13 protein-coding genes are annotated in these 16915 nt (G+C 72.1%); 5 read left to right on the top strand and 8 right to left on the bottom strand.

Annotated elements, in window-relative coordinates; all coding sequences use genetic code 11:
* Positions 1 to 60 precede the first annotated feature (60 nt).
* The 8 genes from BM430_RS25375 to BM430_RS25340 form a co-directional block, all read right to left on the bottom strand.
* The gene (locus tag BM430_RS25375) at positions 61 to 1623 is read right to left on the bottom strand and encodes a cytochrome c (protein WP_093570024.1); all 1563 of its coding nucleotides are present in this window, start codon (positions 1621 to 1623) and stop codon (positions 61 to 63) included.
* A 17-nt stretch (positions 1624 to 1640) separates the two neighbouring features.
* Positions 1641 to 1910, bottom strand: a complete 270-nt coding sequence (locus BM430_RS25370; protein WP_093570023.1) for a hypothetical protein — start codon at positions 1908 to 1910, stop codon at positions 1641 to 1643.
* 246 nt (positions 1911 to 2156) lie between these two features.
* Complete coding sequence (locus BM430_RS25365; protein WP_093570022.1) at positions 2157 to 2645, bottom strand: TspO/MBR family protein; 489 nt, start codon at positions 2643 to 2645, stop codon at positions 2157 to 2159.
* Positions 2642 to 3826, bottom strand: coding sequence for a geranylgeranyl diphosphate reductase (locus BM430_RS25360; protein ID WP_093570021.1), 1185 nt, complete (start codon positions 3824 to 3826; stop codon positions 2642 to 2644). Before BM430_RS25360 ends, BM430_RS25365 begins: the two co-directional genes overlap by 4 nt.
* A gap of 50 nt (positions 3827 to 3876) precedes the next feature.
* Positions 3877 to 5217, bottom strand: a complete 1341-nt coding sequence (locus BM430_RS25355) for a BCD family MFS transporter (RefSeq protein ID WP_093570020.1) — start codon at positions 5215 to 5217, stop codon at positions 3877 to 3879.
* The gene (gene chlG / locus BM430_RS25350; RefSeq protein WP_093570019.1) at positions 5214 to 6140 is read right to left on the bottom strand and encodes a chlorophyll synthase ChlG; all 927 of its coding nucleotides are present in this window, start codon (positions 6138 to 6140) and stop codon (positions 5214 to 5216) included. The genes BM430_RS25355 and chlG overlap by 4 nt, the downstream gene beginning before the upstream one ends.
* Before the next feature lie 175 nt (positions 6141 to 6315).
* A complete protein-coding gene (gene ppsR, locus BM430_RS25345) occupies positions 6316 to 7728 on the bottom strand; it encodes a transcriptional regulator PpsR (protein ID WP_093570018.1) in 1413 nt (470 codons plus the stop codon).
* Positions 7729 to 7808: 80 nt separating this feature from the next.
* Complete coding sequence (locus tag BM430_RS25340) at positions 7809 to 8582, bottom strand: cobalamin B12-binding domain-containing protein (RefSeq protein WP_244539658.1); 774 nt, start codon at positions 8580 to 8582, stop codon at positions 7809 to 7811.
* A 383-nt stretch (positions 8583 to 8965) separates the two neighbouring features.
* Between BM430_RS25340 and bchF the strand changes: the two genes are divergently transcribed.
* The 5 genes from bchF to bchL are packed head-to-tail and all read left to right on the top strand — an operon-like array spanning position 8966 to position 16846.
* The gene (gene bchF, locus BM430_RS25335; RefSeq protein ID WP_093570016.1) at positions 8966 to 9457 is read left to right on the top strand and encodes a 2-vinyl bacteriochlorophyllide hydratase; all 492 of its coding nucleotides are present in this window, start codon (positions 8966 to 8968) and stop codon (positions 9455 to 9457) included.
* A complete protein-coding gene (locus BM430_RS25330; protein WP_093570015.1) occupies positions 9454 to 10728 on the top strand; it encodes a ferredoxin:protochlorophyllide reductase (ATP-dependent) subunit N in 1275 nt (424 codons plus the stop codon). The genes bchF and BM430_RS25330 overlap by 4 nt, the downstream gene beginning before the upstream one ends.
* 4 nt (positions 10729 to 10732) lie before the next feature.
* Positions 10733 to 12268 (top strand): ferredoxin:protochlorophyllide reductase (ATP-dependent) subunit B, encoded by a 1536-nt coding sequence (gene bchB / locus BM430_RS25325; protein ID WP_093570014.1) that lies wholly within the window; start codon positions 10733 to 10735, stop codon positions 12266 to 12268.
* Complete coding sequence (locus BM430_RS25320; protein ID WP_093570013.1) at positions 12243 to 15959, top strand: magnesium chelatase subunit H; 3717 nt, start codon at positions 12243 to 12245, stop codon at positions 15957 to 15959. Before bchB ends, BM430_RS25320 begins: the two co-directional genes overlap by 26 nt.
* Positions 15956 to 16846 carry a ferredoxin:protochlorophyllide reductase (ATP-dependent) iron-sulfur ATP-binding protein gene (bchL, locus tag BM430_RS25315; RefSeq protein ID WP_093570012.1) on the top strand — a complete coding sequence of 297 codons (891 nt, stop codon included), beginning with the start codon at positions 15956 to 15958 and terminating at the stop codon, positions 16844 to 16846. Before BM430_RS25320 ends, bchL begins: the two co-directional genes overlap by 4 nt.
* The last annotated feature ends 69 nt before the right edge of the window (positions 16847 to 16915 follow it).

The following is a 16915-nucleotide window of genomic DNA, read 5'->3' as shown; positions in this document are numbered from 1 at the left end:
TACGGACCGGCGATGCAGGCGGGGGGACGGAAAAGACCCGTCCCCCGACAGCACCCACGCCTATTTCTCAGCCCGGCTCGGGCTCTTCAGCTGCCCGTAGACCACGCCCGAGAAGCTGCCGATCGTCGTCGGCCAGTCGAGACCGGTCTTGTCGTGGTCGGCGACCTGGCAGAAGGTGGCGGTCAGCCCGTTGACGAGGTCGGCCGAACTCGCCTGCGGCGCGGCCTGGCGCACCGCCGGCAGCAGGGTGGCGACGCGGGGCAGCATCTGCTCGGCCTTCAGGTCCTTGAGCTGGCCCGACGCATCCGCGGTCTTCAGCGCCTCGGCGAGCGTCGGGTTCGAGACGGTCTCGCAGGGGGCGTTGCCGGCGAGCATCGTCTGGGTCTCCTTGCGCAACGTCGCCACCTGGCCGGGCTCGGCGGTCGGCGGGGCCTGGTTGCCGAAGGTCTGGCGGACGTAGTTCGTGACGTTGGCGATCTCCGAATCGGTCATGCCGACGCCGACCGCCGGCATCGCCGCGTACTCGCCCTTGGCGTCGAGGCCGCCGAGGATCACCCGGATCACCGTCTCCGGGCCCTTGGCCAGCACCGCGCCGTTGCCGGCGAGCGGCGGGATCGCGCCCGGCTGGCCCTGACCGTCCGGCCGGTGGCAGGCGACGCAGCGGTTGAGGTAGGTGTCGGCGCCCGGCGCCGCGGAGGCCGACTTGAAGTCGGACTTTACGTCGGGCGTGTAGGTGGGCTTGGGCGCCAGCGTCTTGAGGTAGACCGCGATGGCGCGCACATCCGCGTCCGTCATCTTGCTCAGGCTCTCCTCGATCACCTGGCGCATCGGCCCGGCGACGACGCCGGCGCGGCCCGGGGCGGCGCCGGTCTTGAGGTAGGTCGTGAGCTGGTCCTCGCTCCACTTGCCGAGGCCCTCCTTGTCGTCGCCCGAGAGGTTCGGGGCGTACCACCCGTCGATCGTGCCGCCCTCGAGGTAGCCGCTCCACTGCGAGGCGCCGACGAGCTTGCTGCCGTTGTGGCAGGCGCCGCAATGGCCCGGACCCTCGACCAGGTACGCTCCGCGATTGACCTCGTCGCTCGCTTTCGGGTCGGGCTTGAATCGGCCCTCGGTGAAGAAGGCGAGGCGCCAGGCGAGCAAACCCTCGCGGATGCTGAACGGGAAGGCGATGTCGGTGGGCTTGCGCGGCGCGTTCACCGGCTCGAGCGAGAACAGATAGGCCTTGATCGCCGCCACGTCCTCGTCGGACAGGCGGGTGTACCAGGGGAACGGGAAGGCGGGGTAGAGGTAGCTGCCGTTCTTCGTGATGCCCTGGTGCATGGCCTTCTTGAAGTCGTCGTCGCTCCAGCTGCCGATGCCGGTCTCCTTGTCCGGGGTGATGTTCGGCGTCGCGAGCTTGCCGATGCCGCCGGGGAAGTTGATGTAGAGGCCGCCCGCATAGGGCTTGCCGCCCGGCGCGGTGTGGCAGGCGACGCAGTCGCCGGCCGTCGCGAGGTAGCGGCCCTTCTCGACGAGGTCGGAGGAGGCCGGCTGCGCCAGGGCCGTGCCGGCCGCGAGGGCGAGCGCGCCGGAGCCGAGCAGGGCGGTGAGCGTGCGACGACGGGTGACGGGCTGGCGGCGCATGAAACAATCCTCCGGGGTTAGTGGGCGGCGGAGCGCAGCCGCAGCCAGAGATCGGCGACATGGGCGGCGCCCGCCCCCGCGAGCGCGGCGGCGAGCCAGTATCCTGGCGCGCCCGCGAGCACGGCGCGCAGGGCCACCATCAGGCAGGCGCCCGAGGCGAGGTTGACGAGGAGCGCCCCCCGCCCGGGCCCGCCCCGGCGTCGCCACAGGACGATCAGGGCGGCCTCCGCGGCGACGATCAGCAGCGCGGCGTCGACGATGTGGCCGCTGGCTAGGAGGTCCGGCACGCGTCAATCCTCCTGACCGCATCGATGATGCGCAGTCGATCGGGGAAATCACCGAGCAGACGGGAGAGTCCAGTCCTGCAAACTCGGGACATAGGGTGGCGTTCGCCGAAATCGCCCCACGGTTCACGATGTCGCATCTGCGGCGATCCGGTCTCAAACGATCGAATTTTCCGCGACCCGAGCAACGGGTCCGGTACCGGACAGACCGGACCTGCGCCGAACCCGGCGGATGCTGCGTGAGGTGGGTCAGAACGGCCCGTTCAGCCGCACGATCGACCAGTTGAGCATCGCGGCGGTCCCGACCCAGACGAGGTAGGGCACGAGGAGCAGCGCGCCGAGGCCGGTATGGCGCCCCACCACCAGGATCAGCACGGCCACCGACAGCCACAGGGCGGCCACCTCGATCAGCGCCCAGTCCGGCCGCTGCAGGCGGAAGAACACGCCGCTCCAGGCGATGTTGAGGGCGCCGTTCACCGCGAAGGCGGCCAGCAGCCAGACCCGCTCGGGCCCCTCCGGCGCCGCGTTCCAGGCCAGCACGCCGGCGATGGCGCTCAGCGTGAAGATCGTGGTCCAGACCGGGCCGAAGGCCCAGTCGGGCGGCTTCCAGGACGGCACCTGCAGGGAGCGGTACCAGGGACCCAGCGTGGTGAGCCAGGCGCCCGCCGCCGCCACCACGATGGCCGAGAAAGCCGCCACCACGATCGGGCCCCAACGCCCGCCCAGAGCGTCCATCACGGCGAGACCCAGCGGAAGAGGTGGGCGAGGTCCTTGAAGAAGATCCGCGCATGCGCCGCGGGCTTGGCCCGCACCAGTTCCTTGTTCATGTAGGCGTCCCAGGTGAGCGACTGCACGTCGGGGTCGCGGCAGATGCTGACGAAGCGCTCGCGCAACGCGTCGTTGCGGTACCAGACGCCCTGCATCAGCCGCAGGATCCAGAACACCCGGCCATGCGCCTTGAGGAAGCGGCGGCGCGCCTTCGCGAGCGCGCGGGCCTTGCCGGTGGCGAGGAACTCGTGGGCCGCTTCCGCGGCGAGGCGCCCGCCATACATCGCGTAGTAGATGCCTTCGCCCGAGGCCGGGGCGACGAGGCCGGCGGCGTCGCCGGTGAGCAGCACGTCGCGGCCGTTGTCGAAGCGGGAGAGCGGCTTCAACGGCAGCGGCGCGCCCTCGCGCCGGACCGTCTCGCCGAGATCGAGCCCGGTGGCGGCGCGAAGCCGCCCGACCGCGCCGCGCAGCGAGAAGCCCTTGCGGGCGCTGCCGGTGCCGATGCTGAGCGTGTCGCCGTGCGGGAAGATCCAGGCGTAGAAATCCGGCGACAGGACGCCCTGGTAGTAGACGTCGCAGCGCGTCGGCTCGACCGCCTCTGCGCCGGCCGGCGGCACGCGCACGATCTCGTGGTAGGCGAAGACCTGCCGCATCTTGCCGTGCGCCGGGATCTCCTGGCGCCCGACCGCCGAATTGGCGCCGTCCGCCCCGATGACGAGGCGCGTGCGGATCGTCGCCTCGCCGCCCTCCGCATCCCGGTAATGCACCGTGACCGGGCCGCCCTCCTCGCGGGCCAGGCGCAGGTAGGTGCCGGTCACCCGCTCGGCGCCGGCCAGGGCGGCGCGCACCCGCAGCCACTCGTCGAACGGCCCCCGGTCGACCATGCCGACGAAACCCTCGCCGACCGGCATGTCGACCGCGCGGTCCCGCGGCGAGACCATGCGGGCGGAGCGGATCTTCGCCACCAGCAGCTCGTCGGGGATGGCGAAGTCGCGGATCAGCCGTGGCGGGATCGCGCCGCCGCAGGGCTTGATGCGCCCGGCCCGGTCGAGCAGCACGACCCGGCGCCCGAGCCGCGCGAGATCGGTCGCCGCCGTCGCCCCGGCCGGCCCCCCTCCCACCACCACCGCGTCGACGATTCCCTCGTCCATGGCCGTGCCTCCGGGTTGTCCGGGCCGGTTGATGGCGGCCGGACTTGGTCTTAGACGGCGTGCCGCACCGACAGCGTCCCGAGCGCCCGCGCATCCCGCTCCGGCCGCCCGATCCGGATGGCCAGCCCGGCGGCGAGCAGGAACAGCGCCGCCTCCGTGACGAACACCGTCGCGTAGGCCGGCACCACGGTGCCGAAGGCCAGCCGCGCGAGGTCGACGCCGGCCGCGCCGAGGAAGCCGCCGAGCCCGAAGGCGACGCCTTGCGCCGCGCCCCACACCCCCATGCGGGTGCCGTGGCGGCTCTCGCCGTCGGGCGCGCCGCCGCTGCCGGCGAGCGCCATCATCTGGCCGATCGCCGCCACCGCGAAGATCCCGTTGAACAGGCCGAGCCCGACGACGCAGGAGCGCAGGGGGACGTCGGGCCCGGCATAGCCGCAGGCGGCGATCGCCGCGAGCGCGGCGGCCGAGCCGAGGCAGCCGGTGACGGTCCACAGGCGCAAGGACGCGAGCGGTCCGCGCCCGTTGGCGGTGACGAGGGCGACGACGATCATGCCGACGAGCACACCGCCGTTCTGGAGGCCCGACAGCTTGGTGGTGGCGCCCGGCGACAGCGCGAAGACGAGACCGGCGAAGGGTTCGAGGATCAGCTCCTGCGCGCTGTAGGCGAGCATCGCCAGGAAGACGAAGACCGTGAAGCGGCGCGCCTCCGGCTCGGCCCAGACCTCGGCGAGCACGCGCGCGAAGGGCCGCAGCGGCGCGCCTTCGGCGGAGGTGGCGGCGGGGGCCCGCGCCGGCTCGACGCCCCAGAGCGCGCCGAGCGCCACCAGGAAGGCGATCAGCGACACGCCGCTCGACACCGCGACGAGGCGGGAGCCCGAGAACGGATCGAGCAGGTGCCCGGCGGTCGGCGCGGTGACGACGAAGCCGGCGATCATCATGATCCAGACGATCGTCGCGGCGGCCCCCCGGCGATGGGGCGCGACGCCGGTGGAGAGCAGCACGAGCAGCGAGGTGCCCGCCGCCCCGACCCCGATGCCGACGGCGAGGAAGGACACGACGAGGAGCCCATAGCCCGCCGCCGGATGGCTCGCGACGAGCGCCGTCCCGAGGGCGGCGCCGGCCCCGCCGAGCGCCAGGAGCGCCATGCCGCCGACGATCCAGGGCGTGCGGCGGCGGCCGAGATCCGAGCCGTAGCCCCAGCGCGGCCGCAACACCTGCACGGCGTAGTGCAGGGCCACCAGCCCGCCGGGCAGGGCGGCCGGCAGCGCCAGTTCCACCACCATCACGCGGTTGAGGGTCGAGGTGATCAGCACCACGATGGCGCCGAGCGCGGTCTGGACGAGGCCGAGGCGGACAATCGTCCCCCAGCCGAAGGTCGCCGGACCGCTCATGCGAGGCCCCCCACGAGACTTCCACGCAGGGCGAGCGCCGCGGTGAGCATGCCGAGCACGTAGAGCAGCGTGCCGGTGCCGTTGTACCAGGCGGCTTGACCGTGCGGATCACCGAGGAAGCGGCGCATCAGCAGGCCCTGGCCGGCGAGCAGGGCGGCGACGAGGGCGGCGTGCCAGGGGCCCCCCCAGGCCAGCAGCAGGACCGCCACCACCGCCTGCGGCGCCGCCATGACCCAGCAGGCGAGGCGGGCGGCGCGGTCGGCGCCGAGCTGGACCGGGAGCGAGCGGATGCCGGTGCGCCGGTCCCCCTCCATCGACTTGAAGTCGTTCAGCGTCATGATGCCGTGGGCGCCGAAGCTGTAGAGGAGGGCGAGCCCGATGATCCGCCCGTCCGGCAGGGCGCTGCCCATCACGGCGGCGCCGGTGAACCAGGGCAGGCCCTCGTAGCAGAGGCCGCAGGCCGCGTTGCCCCACCAGCCGTCGCGCTTCAGCCGCACCGGCGGCGCGCTGTAGAGCCAGGCGAGGGCGAGCCCGAAGATCGCCGCCGCCAGGACGAAGGGCCCGAGCAGGGCGGCGACCGCGAGCGACAGGAAAGTCCAGGCGATCGCGACGTAGAGGCCCCAGCGGCCGGGGATGCGGCCCGACGGGATCGGCCGGTTCGGCTCGTTGATGGCGTCGACGTGCCGGTCGAACCAGTCGTTCGCCGCCTGGCTGGTGGCGCAGACCAGCGGCCCCGCGAGCAGGATGCCGGCGATCACCACGGGCCAGCGCCCCTGGACCGGGCTGCCCGACGAGACCACCCCGCAGGCGAAGGCCCACATCGGGGCGAACCAGGTGATCGGCTTGAGCAGTTCCAGAAGCGCCCGGGGATCTGGGCCCGCAGCGGGCGCGATCAGGGGCTTGGTCAGGGGCTCGGTCGTCATGCCGCGAGGGTGGGACGGCCCCGGGCGAGTGTCAAGCGCGCTTTACACTCCCGTCCACGCCGTCGCGAAGACGTGCGCGCTCACGCGAAGGTCGACCGGTCGCGATCGCCATGCGGGGACCAGGCCGGCTCGGGCAGGGCGCGGGCAGGGAACGATGCGCAATCCCGACTGCGGATCATTCCCCGCCGTCATCCGCCTCTTCCGTCCCGTCGAGGTCGCCGAGGCCGTAGCGGCGCATCTTGGCGTAGAAGCCCTGCCGGCTGAGGCCCAGCATCTCGGCCGCCGAGGCGCGGTTGTCGTGGGTGATGCGCAGGGCCGCCTCGATGCACAGGCGCTCGATCAGGTCGGTGGTCTCGCGCACCAGCGCCTTCATCGAGACGCGGCCGACGAGCTCGGTCATGTGTTCGACCGAGCGCGGCAATTCGCGCCCGCCCGGCGCCACGGCGGCGACGCGGCGGGGCAGGGTGCGCAGGGTGAAGCCGAAGCACGGCCGGTCGCCGCCCGGGACCGAGACCGCCGCGACCTCGACCTCGTCGAGCGCGCCGAACTCGCCCCGCACCACGGTGGCGAAGTGGCGCACCGAGCCGTGCTCGGAGAGCGTGGTGAACAGGGCGGCGATCTCGGTGCCCTCGCGCCCGAGCCAGCGCTCCAGCGATTCGCCCTTGGCCTGGTGCTCGGTGGCGAGCTGGGCGAGGTCGAGGAAGGCGGCGTTGGCGCCGATGATGCGCCGGTCGCGATCGGTGACGACGAAGCCCTCGGGCATCGCCTCGATCACCTCGAGCGCGCCCGAGCGCGGCGCCACCGGGTGCGGGGCCGGATTGAGGGCGGCGAGGCGGACCAGGATGTTCATCCCGGCCTCCTCGCGAAACAAGGTGGCGGAGACCCGCGCCTCGCCGCGCCTCTGGGCGAGGCGGGCGGTGAGGTCCTCGGCCTGGCCGGTGAGGCGCAGGCCCACGAGCAGAGCCTGGACGGCGCGGGCCCCCTCGGGCTCGAACAGGTCGATCAGGTCGCGCCCGACGATGCGCTTGACCGCCCGGCCGAGGAGTCGGGCGGCGGCCGGGTTGATCTCGGTGACGCGGCGCGTGCCCGCATCGACGATCAGGATCGGCTCGCCGGCGAGCTGGAACAGCACCCGGTAGCGGGTCTCGGCGCTGCGCAGGCGGGCATAGTCGCGCTCCAGCGCCTGCTGCGATTCGGTCAGGCGCTGCTGCAGGGCCGAGAGCGCCCGGAGGTCCCGGCCGATCACGATGATGCGGTCGTCGTCGGGCACGCGCAACGCCGCGTAGCGGATCGGCACGTCGACGCCGCCCTGCGCGGAGGGGTGGTTGACCTGGCGCCAGCGCGTGACCGCGTCGGGGGCGGCGTCCTCGATCAGGCTCAGGACCTTCGGCCGGCTCTCGACCGTCACGGTGTCGATCCAGCGCCGGCCGAGCCAGCTGTCGCCCGCCTCCTCGGACAGCCCGTCGGCGCCGAAGGCGGCGTCGCGGATCACGCCCTCGCCGTCGACGACGAGGGACACGTCGCTGGCGGCAGCGACGAGGCTGCCCGTCATCCGGGGATCGAGGCGGGAGACGGCGTCTCGCAGCACCGCGAACGATTCCTTCGCAGCAGGGCTCAAGGGTCTGTTCAAGGGTCACCAACACACGCCGACCGCATCGAACAGGTCTTTCAGCAGGCTCTAATCCGCAGATCAAGCAAGCTTTGCACGATTCCGGGCGCATCGCGCGCATCGTCGACGACCGCGTCGGCGCCGGCGAGCCGGATCCGGTCGGGCCGGCCGTGGAAGGCGGGCCCGCCGACGATCACCTGCAGGTCGCGGTTGCGCGAGGCGCGCCGCAGCACCGGCACCGCCGCGACCAGCCGGTCGAGGCAGACGTCGCAGGAGAGGGACAGGCCGACGACGTCGAACCACTCGGTCCGCAGGCGCTCCAGGGCGTCGGCGAGATGGGTGTCGAAGCTCGTCGTCACCTCCCAGCCGGCCTCGGCGAAGAAGTGGGCGGCGAGCGTCAGCCCGAAGGTGTGGGTCTCGCCCGGCGCCGGCACCAGCAGGACCCGGCGGCTCGCCGGGTCGACCGGCTGCGGGTCGAGGCAGAGCGTCTCCAGGTCGTGGACGAGGCGGCGCAGCCGCGCCATCGCGGTCGTCACCTGGACGAAGTCGCAGACATCCTCCTCCCACAGCCGGCCGATATGCCGGGCCGTGGGCGCCAGGAGGCCGGTCAGCACCTCCTCGAGGGCCATGCCCTCGGCGATCAGGCCGCGGATCTCCGCCAGCACGTCCCGGTCCTCGGGCAGCAGCAGCAGGGTGCCGAGGCGGCCGATGTCGTCGGTCCCGCTCAGGCGGGCGGGAACACGACGCGGCGTCCGCTCGCTGCGATGGGCGAGCATCAGCCGCGGGATGATCTCGGCCTCGACGACCTGGGCGAGGTCGTCCCGCCAACGCATGTGCCGATGTACTCCCCCGGAGTTTGTATCGAGGGACGGCCGATCATGGAAAGCCCGGTCACGCGGGGCCGGCCTGTTGCCGGATACCATGCCGGACTGTGCTTGATCTCCCACCGGCACCTCCCCGATGCTCAGGAAAATCGGGTTTTCTCGCCCTTGTGTCGGGTATTCTACACTGGAAGCGCCGATGTGGGGCGGCGTCATCCGGATTCATTCTAGGATACATCTCCCGCGTTCTGCCGCAAGGCGCATTCGCGAGCCCCTCCCCGGATTGTCATCATATCCAACTGTCAACTTAGGTTGACACTTCGCTGCCGCCGGCCCTAGGCTTCCTCCATCGGCATCCGCAGCCAATGCGGGTCGGACAGGTGAGGGCAGGCGCGATGGCGACGTCCACGGACCGGCCGTTTCTCTACAGCGAGGCCGAGCGCCGCCGCCGGGACGCCTCGCCCTGGACCCTGGTCCAGGGCGTGCTGGCGCCGCTCCAATTCGCGATCTTCCTCGTCAGCCTCGCCCTGGTCTCGCGCACGCTGGCGACCGGGGAAGGGGCAGCCCTCGCCAACGCCTCGGTGGTGGCGAAGACCCTGGCGCTCTACGCGATCATGGTCACCGGCTCCCTGTGGGAGAAGGCGGTGTTCGGACGCTACCTCTTCGCCCCGGCCTTCTACTGGGAGGACGTGGTCAGCATGCTGGTGCTGGCGCTCCACACCGCCTACCTGGTGGCGCTGGCGACGGGGGCGCTCGGCACCGCCGGGCTGATGCTCCTGGCGCTCGCCGCCTACGCCTCCTACCTCGTCAATGCCGGCCAGTTCCTGCTCAAGCTGCGGGCCGCCCGGCTGCAGGCTCCCGTCTACGCCGTGGGAGCCGCCCGATGACGGCGCTCGCCACCCCCCTCGCGTCCCCCGTCCCCTGCGGCCCCGAGATCCGCCACGAGCGCGGCCAGCGGGCGGTGTTCTGCGGGCTGACCGGCATCGTCTGGCTGCACCGCAAGATCCAGGACGCGTTCTTCCTCGTCGTCGGCTCGCGCACCTGCGCCCACCTGATCCAGTCGGCCGCCGGGGTGATGATCTTCGCCGAGCCGCGCTTCGCCACCGCGATCATCGAGGAGCGGGACCTCGCCGGCCTCGCCGACGCGCACGAGGAGCTGGACCGCGTCGTGCGCCGCCTGCTGGAGCGCCGGCCCGACATCAAGCTCCTGTTCCTCGTCGGCTCTTGCCCGTCCGAGGTGATCAAGCTCGATCTCGGCCGCGCCGCGACGCGGCTCTCCGCCAGCTTCGCCCCGGACGTGCGGGTGCTCAGCTATTCCGGCAGCGGCATCGAGACGACGTTCACGCAAGGCGAGGATGCCTGCCTCGCCTCCCTCGTCCCCGATCTGCCGCGAGGTAGCGACGAATCGCTCCTCGTCGTCGGGGCGCTCGCGGACGTGGTCGAGGACCAGTTCTCGCGGCTCTTTCACGATCTCGGCATCGCCGACGTGCGCTTCCTGCCCGGGCGCCGCGCGGCCGACCGGGCGCCGGTCGGCCCGAACACCCGATATCTCCTCGCCCAGCCCTTCCTCACCGACACGGCCCGTGCCCTGGAGAACCGGGGTGCCACGCGCATCGCGGCGCCGTTCCCGCTCGGCGCCGAGGGGACGACCCTCTGGCTCGCGGCGGCCGCCCGCGCCTTCGGGATCCCGCCGTCGCGCGTCGTCGCGGTGACGGAGGCCGGCCGGGCCCGGGCCGCGCGGGCGCTCCAGGCGCATCGCGCCGCGCTCTCGGGCCGCCGCGTGTTCTTCTTTCCCGATTCGCAGCTCGAAGTGCCGCTCGCCCGCTTCCTGTCGCGGGAGATGGGCGCCGAGCTGATCGAGGTCGGCACGCCCTACCTGCATCGCGGCCACCTCGCCGAGGACCTGGCGCTCCTGCCCGACGGCACCCTGGTGACGGAAGGGCAGAGCCTCGACGACCAGCTCGACCGCTGCCGGGCGGCCCGGCCCGACCTCACGGTCTGCGGCCTCGGCCTCGCCAACCCGCTCGAGGCGGAGGACCTCGCGACCAAGTGGTCGATCGAGCTCCTGTTCACCCCGATCCAGGGCTACGAGCAGGCCGGCGACCTCGCCGGTCTGTTCACCCGACCGCTTGCCCGCCGCGCGCGGCTGGAGGGCTAGGACCATGCAGCTCACGCTCTGGACCTACGAGGGCCCCCCGCACATCGGCGCGATGCGGGTCGCCACCGCGATGCGCGGCCTGCACTACGTGCTGCACGCGCCGCAGGGCGACACCTACGCCGACCTGCTCTTCACCATGATCGAGCGGCACGGCGCCCGCCCGCCGGTGACCTACACCACCTTCCAGGCCCGCGACCTCGGCGCCGACACCGCCGAGATCTTCAAGCAGGCGGTGGCCGCCGCCTATGGCCGCTTCCGGCCGCAGGCGATGATCGTCGGCGCCTCCTGCACCGCCGAGCTGCTGCAGGACGATCCGGCCGGGCTGTCGCGGGCGCTCGGCCTGCCGATCCCGGTCATCCCGCTGGAGCTGCCGGCCTACCAGAAGAAGGAGAACTGGGGCGCCGCCGAGACCTTCTACCGCCTCGTGCGGACGCTCGCCGGCCCACGCACCGACGCCCCCCGGATCCAGGCGAGCTGCAACATCCTCGGGCCGACCTCGCTGGGTTTCCGCCACCGCGACGACCTGCGCGAGGTGCGCGGCCTCCTCGGGGAACTCGGCATCGCCGTCAACGTGGTGGCGCCCTTGGGCGCCACGCCGGCCGATCTCGGGCGCCTGGGCAACGCCGCCTTCAACGTCGTGCTCTACCCGGAAGTGGCGCGCAGCGCCGCGCAGTGGCTGGAGCGCACCCACGGCCAGCCCTTCGTCGAGACGACGCCGATCGGCGTGAAGGGCACGACCGCCTTCGTCGAGGCGGTGGCGGCGCTCGCTCGCGTCGACCCGGCCCCGGTCCTCGACGGGGAGGGCTCGCGCCTGCCCTGGTACTCGCGCTCGGTCGATTCGACCTACCTGACGGGCAAGCGGGTCTTCGTCTTCGGCGACGCCACCCATGCTGTCGCGGCGGCGCGGGTCGCCTCGCGCGAGATCGGCTTCTCCGTCGTCGGGCTCGGCACCTATTCGCGCGAATTCGCCCGCGAGGTGCGGGCAGAAGCCTCGCTCCACAGCATCGAGGCGCTGATCACCGACGATTACCTCGCGGTCGAGGCGGCGATCGCGGCGGCGCAGCCGGAGCTGGTGCTCGGCACCCAGATGGAGCGCCACGTCGCCAAGCGCCTCGGCATCCCCTGCGCGGTGATCTCGGCGCCGATGCACGTGCAGGACGTGCCGGCCCGCCACGCGCCGCAGATGGGCTTCGAGGGCGCCAACGTCCTGTTCGACACCTTCGTCCACCCGCTGATGATGGGGCTGGAGGAGCACCTGCTGGCGATGTTCCGGGACGATCCGGAATTCCATGACGGCGTCGCCCCTTCCCATCTCGGCGGACGGCCGCGGGAGGAGGAGGCCGAGACCATCGTCGCCGCGCCCGCCACCGCCGTCGCCCCGGTGGTCTGGTCGATCGAGGCCGAACGCGAGCTGAAGAAGGTCCCGTTCTTCGTGCGGGGCAAGGCCCGCCACAACACCGAACGCTTCGCCCGCGAGCGGGCGCTCCCGCTCATCACCGTCGAGACCCTGTACGATGCCAAAGCGCATTTCAGCCGGTGACGGACCGGGCGCGCTGCCGGAGCTGCGCGTCGTCATCGTCACCCTCGACAACCACCTCGCCGGGGCGGTGGAGCGCGCGCGCCGGGTGCTGGCGCAGACGGCGCCCACCCTCGTCCTCGGCTTCCACGCCGCCGCCGAGTGGGAGACCGATCCCTCGGCCCTCGAATCCTGCCGGGCCGACATCGCGCGGGCCGACATCGTGCTCTCGGCGATGCTGTTCATGGATGAGCACGTCCGGGCGGTCCTCCCCGCTTTGCTCGAACGCCGTCCGCATTGCGACGCGATGGTGGGCTGCCTCTCGGCGGCCGAGGTGGTGCGGACCACCCGGATGAACCGCTTCGCCATGGACGGGTCGCAGCGCGGCGCGCTCGACTTCCTGAAGCGGCTACGCGGCAAGTCGGGCCCGGGCGGGACCCAGGGCAGCGGCGCGCGCCAGATGGCGCTGATCCGCCAGATCCCCCGGATCCTGCGCTTCATTCCGGGCTCGGCCCAGGACGTGCGCGCCTATTTCCTGACCCTGCAATACTGGCTCGCCGGCTCGGACGAGAACGTCGTCAACCTGGTGCGCTTCCTCGCCGGGCGCTACGCCGCGGGTCCGCGCGCCGCCTGGCGCCGCCACCTCACGGCCGCCGAGCCGCTGGCCTATCCGGAGACCGGCCTCTACCACCCGCGGATCCCCGAGCGGGTGACCGAGCGCCTCGACAAGCTGCCGGCTTCCGGCAAGGGGGGCCGCATCGGCCTCCTGCTGATGCGCTCCTACGTGCTCGCCGGCAACACCGCCCATTACGACGGTGTGATCGCGGCGTTGGAGGCGCGCGGCCTTACGGTCGTACCGGCCTTCGCCAGCGGGCTCGACAACCGCCCGGCGGTGGAAAAATTCTTCCTGCGCGACGGAAGGCCGGCGATCGACGCGCTGGTCTCGCTCACCGGCTTCTCCCTCGTCGGCGGTCCCGCCTACAACGATGCCGCCGCCGCGAGCGCGATGCTGGCGCGGCTCGACGTACCCTACCTCGCCGCCCAGGCGGTCGAGTTCCAGAGCCTGGAGCAGTGGGAGGCCTCCGCCCGCGGCCTGTCGCCGGTCGAGGCGACCATGATGGTGGCGATCCCCGAACTCGACGGCGCCACCGCCCCGATGGTGTTCGGCGGCCGCGCCGCCGGCGTGGGCGATTCCCGCGACATGGCGGTGCATCCCGAGCGAAGTGCTCGCCTCGCCGAAAGGGTGGCGCGGCTCGTCTCGCTGCGTTCCCGCGCGCGCGCCGAGCGCAAGGTCGCGGTGGTGCTGTTCAACTTCCCGCCGAATGCCGGCGCCACCGGCACCGCCGCCTTCCTGGCGGTGTGGGAATCGCTGCACCGCGTCCTCACCGGCCTGAAGGCCGACGGCTACTCCGTCGACGTGCCGGAGACCGTCGACGCCCTGCGTGCCCGGGTGCTCGAAGGCAATGCCGCCCGCTACGGCACGCCGGCCAACGTCGCCCACCGCATCTCGGCCGACGAGCATGTGCGGCGCGAGGCCCACCTCGCCGAGATCGAGGCGCAATGGGGCCCGGCGCCCGGCCGCCACCAGACGGATGGCGGCGGGATCCTGGTGCTCGGGGCCCACTTCGAGAACGTCTTCGTCGGGGTGCAGCCGGCCTTCGGCTACGAGGGCGACCCGATGCGCCTGCTGTTCGAGCAGGGCTTTTCCCCGACCCACGCCTTCTCGGCCTTCTACCGCTATCTGCGCGAGGACTTTTGCGCCGACGTCGTGCTGCATTTCGGCACCCACGGCGCGCTCGAATTCATGCCCGGCAAGCAGACCGGGCTCTCGGCCGCCTGCTGGCCCGAGCGGCTGATCGGCGCGCTGCCGAACGTCTACCTCTACGCCGCCAACAACCCCTCGGAGGGCACCCTCGCCAAGCGCCGCGCCGCCGCGACGCTCGTGAGCTACCTGACCCCGAGCCTCGCCCAGGCCGGGCTCTATCGCGGCCTCATCGATCTCAAGGCGTCGCTGGAGCGCCGCCGCGCCCTGCCGCCGGAGGATGCGGCCGAGCGGGGAAAGCTCGCGATCCTGATCCACGGCCAGGCCCTCGGTCTCGACCTCGCCGAGGGCGAGGAATGGGGCGAGGATGCGGAACAGCGCATCGCCGCCCTGTCGGTGCGGCTCGTCGAGCTAGAACACACCCTGATCCCGCACGGCCTGCACGTGGTGGGGCAGGGGACGCCTGCCGAGGAGCGGACCGACCTGCTGGTGGCGCTCGCCGAATCCGTCCACGGCCTCGCACCGGATTGCGCCGGCATCGCCCGGCTGGTCGACGGCGCTACAGCGGAAGAGGCGATCGCGGCCTCGGGCCTGCCCGCCGACGACGCGACGCTCGCCGCCTTCCGGGCGCTCGCCGAGACCGACCGGCTGCTGGCCGAGGATCACGAGATCCCGGCCCTGCTGCGCGCCCTCGACGGCCGCTTCGTCGCGCCGGTCGCCGGCGGCGACGTGCTGCGCTCGCCCGCGATCCTACCGACGGGCCGCAACCTGCACGGCTTCGATCCCTACCGGATCCCGAGCGCCTTCGCTCTCGCCGACGGCCGCGCCCAGGTCGAGCGGCTGCTCGCCCGCCACGCGGCGGATGGCGGCGCCTATCCGGAGAGCATCGCGCTCGTCCTGTGGGGCAGCGACAACCTGAAGAGCGAGGGCGCGCCCGTCGCCCAGGCCCTCGCGTTGATGGGTGCCGCGCCGCGCTTCGACGGCTACGGCCGGCTCTGCGGCGCGGTGCTGATCCCGCTCGAAGACCTCGGCCGCCCGCGCATCGACGTGGTGGCGACGCTGTCCGGCATCTTCCGCGATCTGCTGCCGCTCCAGACCAAGCTGCTCGCGGAAGCCGCCTACCTCGCCGCCACCGCCGACGAGCCGGAGGCGATGAACTTCGTGCGCAAGCACGCGCTCGCCCACCAGGCGGCGCAGGGGATCGACATCGAGACGGCGGCGCTCCGGGTCTTCAGCAACGCGGAAGGAGCCTACGGCGCCAACCTCAACCACCTCGTCGATTCCGGGCGCTGGGAAGACGAGGCCGAGCTGTGCGAGACCTTCTCGCGCCGCAAGAGCTTCGCCTATGGCCGCACCGGCCGTCCGGAGCCCCGCCGCGCCCTGATGCAGGCGGTGCTGGCGGGGGTCGACCTCGCCTACCAGAACCTCGATTCGGTCGAGGTCGGGGTGACCAGCGTCGACCATTACTTCGACGGGCTCGGCGGCATGGCCCGCGCCGTGGCGAAGGCCCGGGGAACCTCGGTGCCGGTCTATATCAGCGACCAGACCCGCGGCGAGGGCCGGGTGCGCTCGCTCTCCGAGCAGGTCGCTCTGGAGACTCGCACCCGGATGCTCAACCCGAAATGGGTCGAGGGGATGCTGGGCCACGGCTACGAGGGCGTGCGCCAGATCGACCAGCACCTCACGAATACCGTGGGCTGGTCGGCGACCACCGATCAGGTCGCGCCCTGGATCTACCAGCGCATCACCGAGACCTACGTCCTCGACGAAGTCATGCGCGAGCGCATGGCGGCGCTCAACCCCGCCGCCTCGGCCAAGGTCGCCCACCGCCTGATCGAGGCGCACCGGCGCGGCTTCTGGACCCCCGATCCCGAGACCCGTGCCGCCCTCGACCGGGCCGAGGAGGCCCTGGAGGACCGGCTCGAAGGCATCACCGCGGAGGCTGCCGCATGAACATCGCGATTCGAAACCCCGTGCCGCGTCGGGAGGAAGGCAGCCTCCAGGTCGCCCTCGACCCGGACATCCGCATCGAGACCGCCAAGGTCTTCGCCGTCTACGGCAAGGGCGGCATCGGCAAGAGCACGACCTCGTCCAACCTCTCGGTCGCCTTCTCGAAGCTCGGCAAGCGGGTGCTCCAGATCGGCTGCGACCCAAAGCACGATTCGACCTTCACGCTGACGAAGCGCCTCGCGCCGACCGTCATCGATGCGCTGGAGGCGGTGCAGTTCCACTCGGAGGAGCTGCGCGTCGAGGACTTCGTCGTCGAGGGCTATAACGGCGTGCGCTGCGTCGAGGCGGGGGGGCCGCCCGCCGGCACCGGCTGCGGCGGCTACGTCGTCGGGCAGACGGTGAAGCTCCTCAAGGAGCATCACCTTCTGGAAGACACCGACGTGGTGATCTTCGACGTGCTCGGCGACGTCGTCTGCGGCGGCTTCGCCTCGCCGCTCCAGCACGCCGACCGGGCGCTGATCGTCACCGCGAACGACTTCGACTCGATCTTCGCGATGAACCGCATCGTCGCGGCGATCCATGCCAAGTCGAAGAATTACGGCGTGCGCTTAGGGGGTGTCATCGCCAACCGCTCGGCCAAGACCGACGAGATCGACCGCTTCAACGACGCAGTGGGCTTGAAGCGCCTGGCGCATTTTCAGGATCTCGACGTGGTACGCCGCTCGCGCCTGAAGAAGGCGACGCTCTTCGAGATGGATCCCTCGCCGGAATTGCTGGCGGTGCAGGCCGAGTACCTGCAGCTCGCCGAGCAGCTCTGGGCCGGCGTCGACCCGCTGCCGGCGGTGCCGATGAAGGACAGGGATCTGTTCGAGTTCCTCGGGTTCGATTGAGGAGAGCGATGATGGATCTCTCTTCTTCACTCCCTGGTCTTGAGGCCCGCGCGCGTGAACCCTCCCCCC

The organism is Methylobacterium sp. 174MFSha1.1 (genome assembly GCF_900116815.1).
GTDB lineage: Bacteria > Pseudomonadota > Alphaproteobacteria > Rhizobiales > Beijerinckiaceae > Methylobacterium.
This window is presented reverse-complemented; position numbering and strand designations above follow the sequence as displayed.

What these genes read in the sequence shown, in the direction of transcription:
- BM430_RS25340 (WP_244539658.1), bottom strand. Translation starts at nt 8,582, where the DNA reads ATGCGTTGGCGGGACGACCTCGCCCAGGTCGTCGAGGCCGAGATCATC.
- BM430_RS25355 (WP_093570020.1), bottom strand. Translation starts at nt 5,217, where the DNA reads ATGAGCGGTCCGGCGACCTTCGGCTGGGGGACGATTGTCCGCCTCGGC.
- bchL (WP_093570012.1), top strand. Translation starts at nt 15,956, where the DNA reads ATGAACATCGCGATTCGAAACCCCGTGCCGCGTCGGGAGGAAGGCAGC.
- BM430_RS25360 (WP_093570021.1), bottom strand. Translation starts at nt 3,826, where the DNA reads ATGGACGAGGGAATCGTCGACGCGGTGGTGGTGGGAGGGGGGCCGGCC.
- BM430_RS25330 (WP_093570015.1), top strand. Translation starts at nt 9,454, where the DNA reads ATGACGGCGCTCGCCACCCCCCTCGCGTCCCCCGTCCCCTGCGGCCCC.
- BM430_RS25320 (WP_093570013.1), top strand. Translation starts at nt 12,243, where the DNA reads ATGCCAAAGCGCATTTCAGCCGGTGACGGACCGGGCGCGCTGCCGGAG.
- bchF (WP_093570016.1), top strand. Translation starts at nt 8,966, where the DNA reads ATGGCGACGTCCACGGACCGGCCGTTTCTCTACAGCGAGGCCGAGCGC.
- bchB (WP_093570014.1), top strand. Translation starts at nt 10,733, where the DNA reads ATGCAGCTCACGCTCTGGACCTACGAGGGCCCCCCGCACATCGGCGCG.
- chlG (WP_093570019.1), bottom strand. Translation starts at nt 6,140, where the DNA reads ATGACGACCGAGCCCCTGACCAAGCCCCTGATCGCGCCCGCTGCGGGC.
- BM430_RS25375 (WP_093570024.1), bottom strand. Translation starts at nt 1,623, where the DNA reads ATGCGCCGCCAGCCCGTCACCCGTCGTCGCACGCTCACCGCCCTGCTC.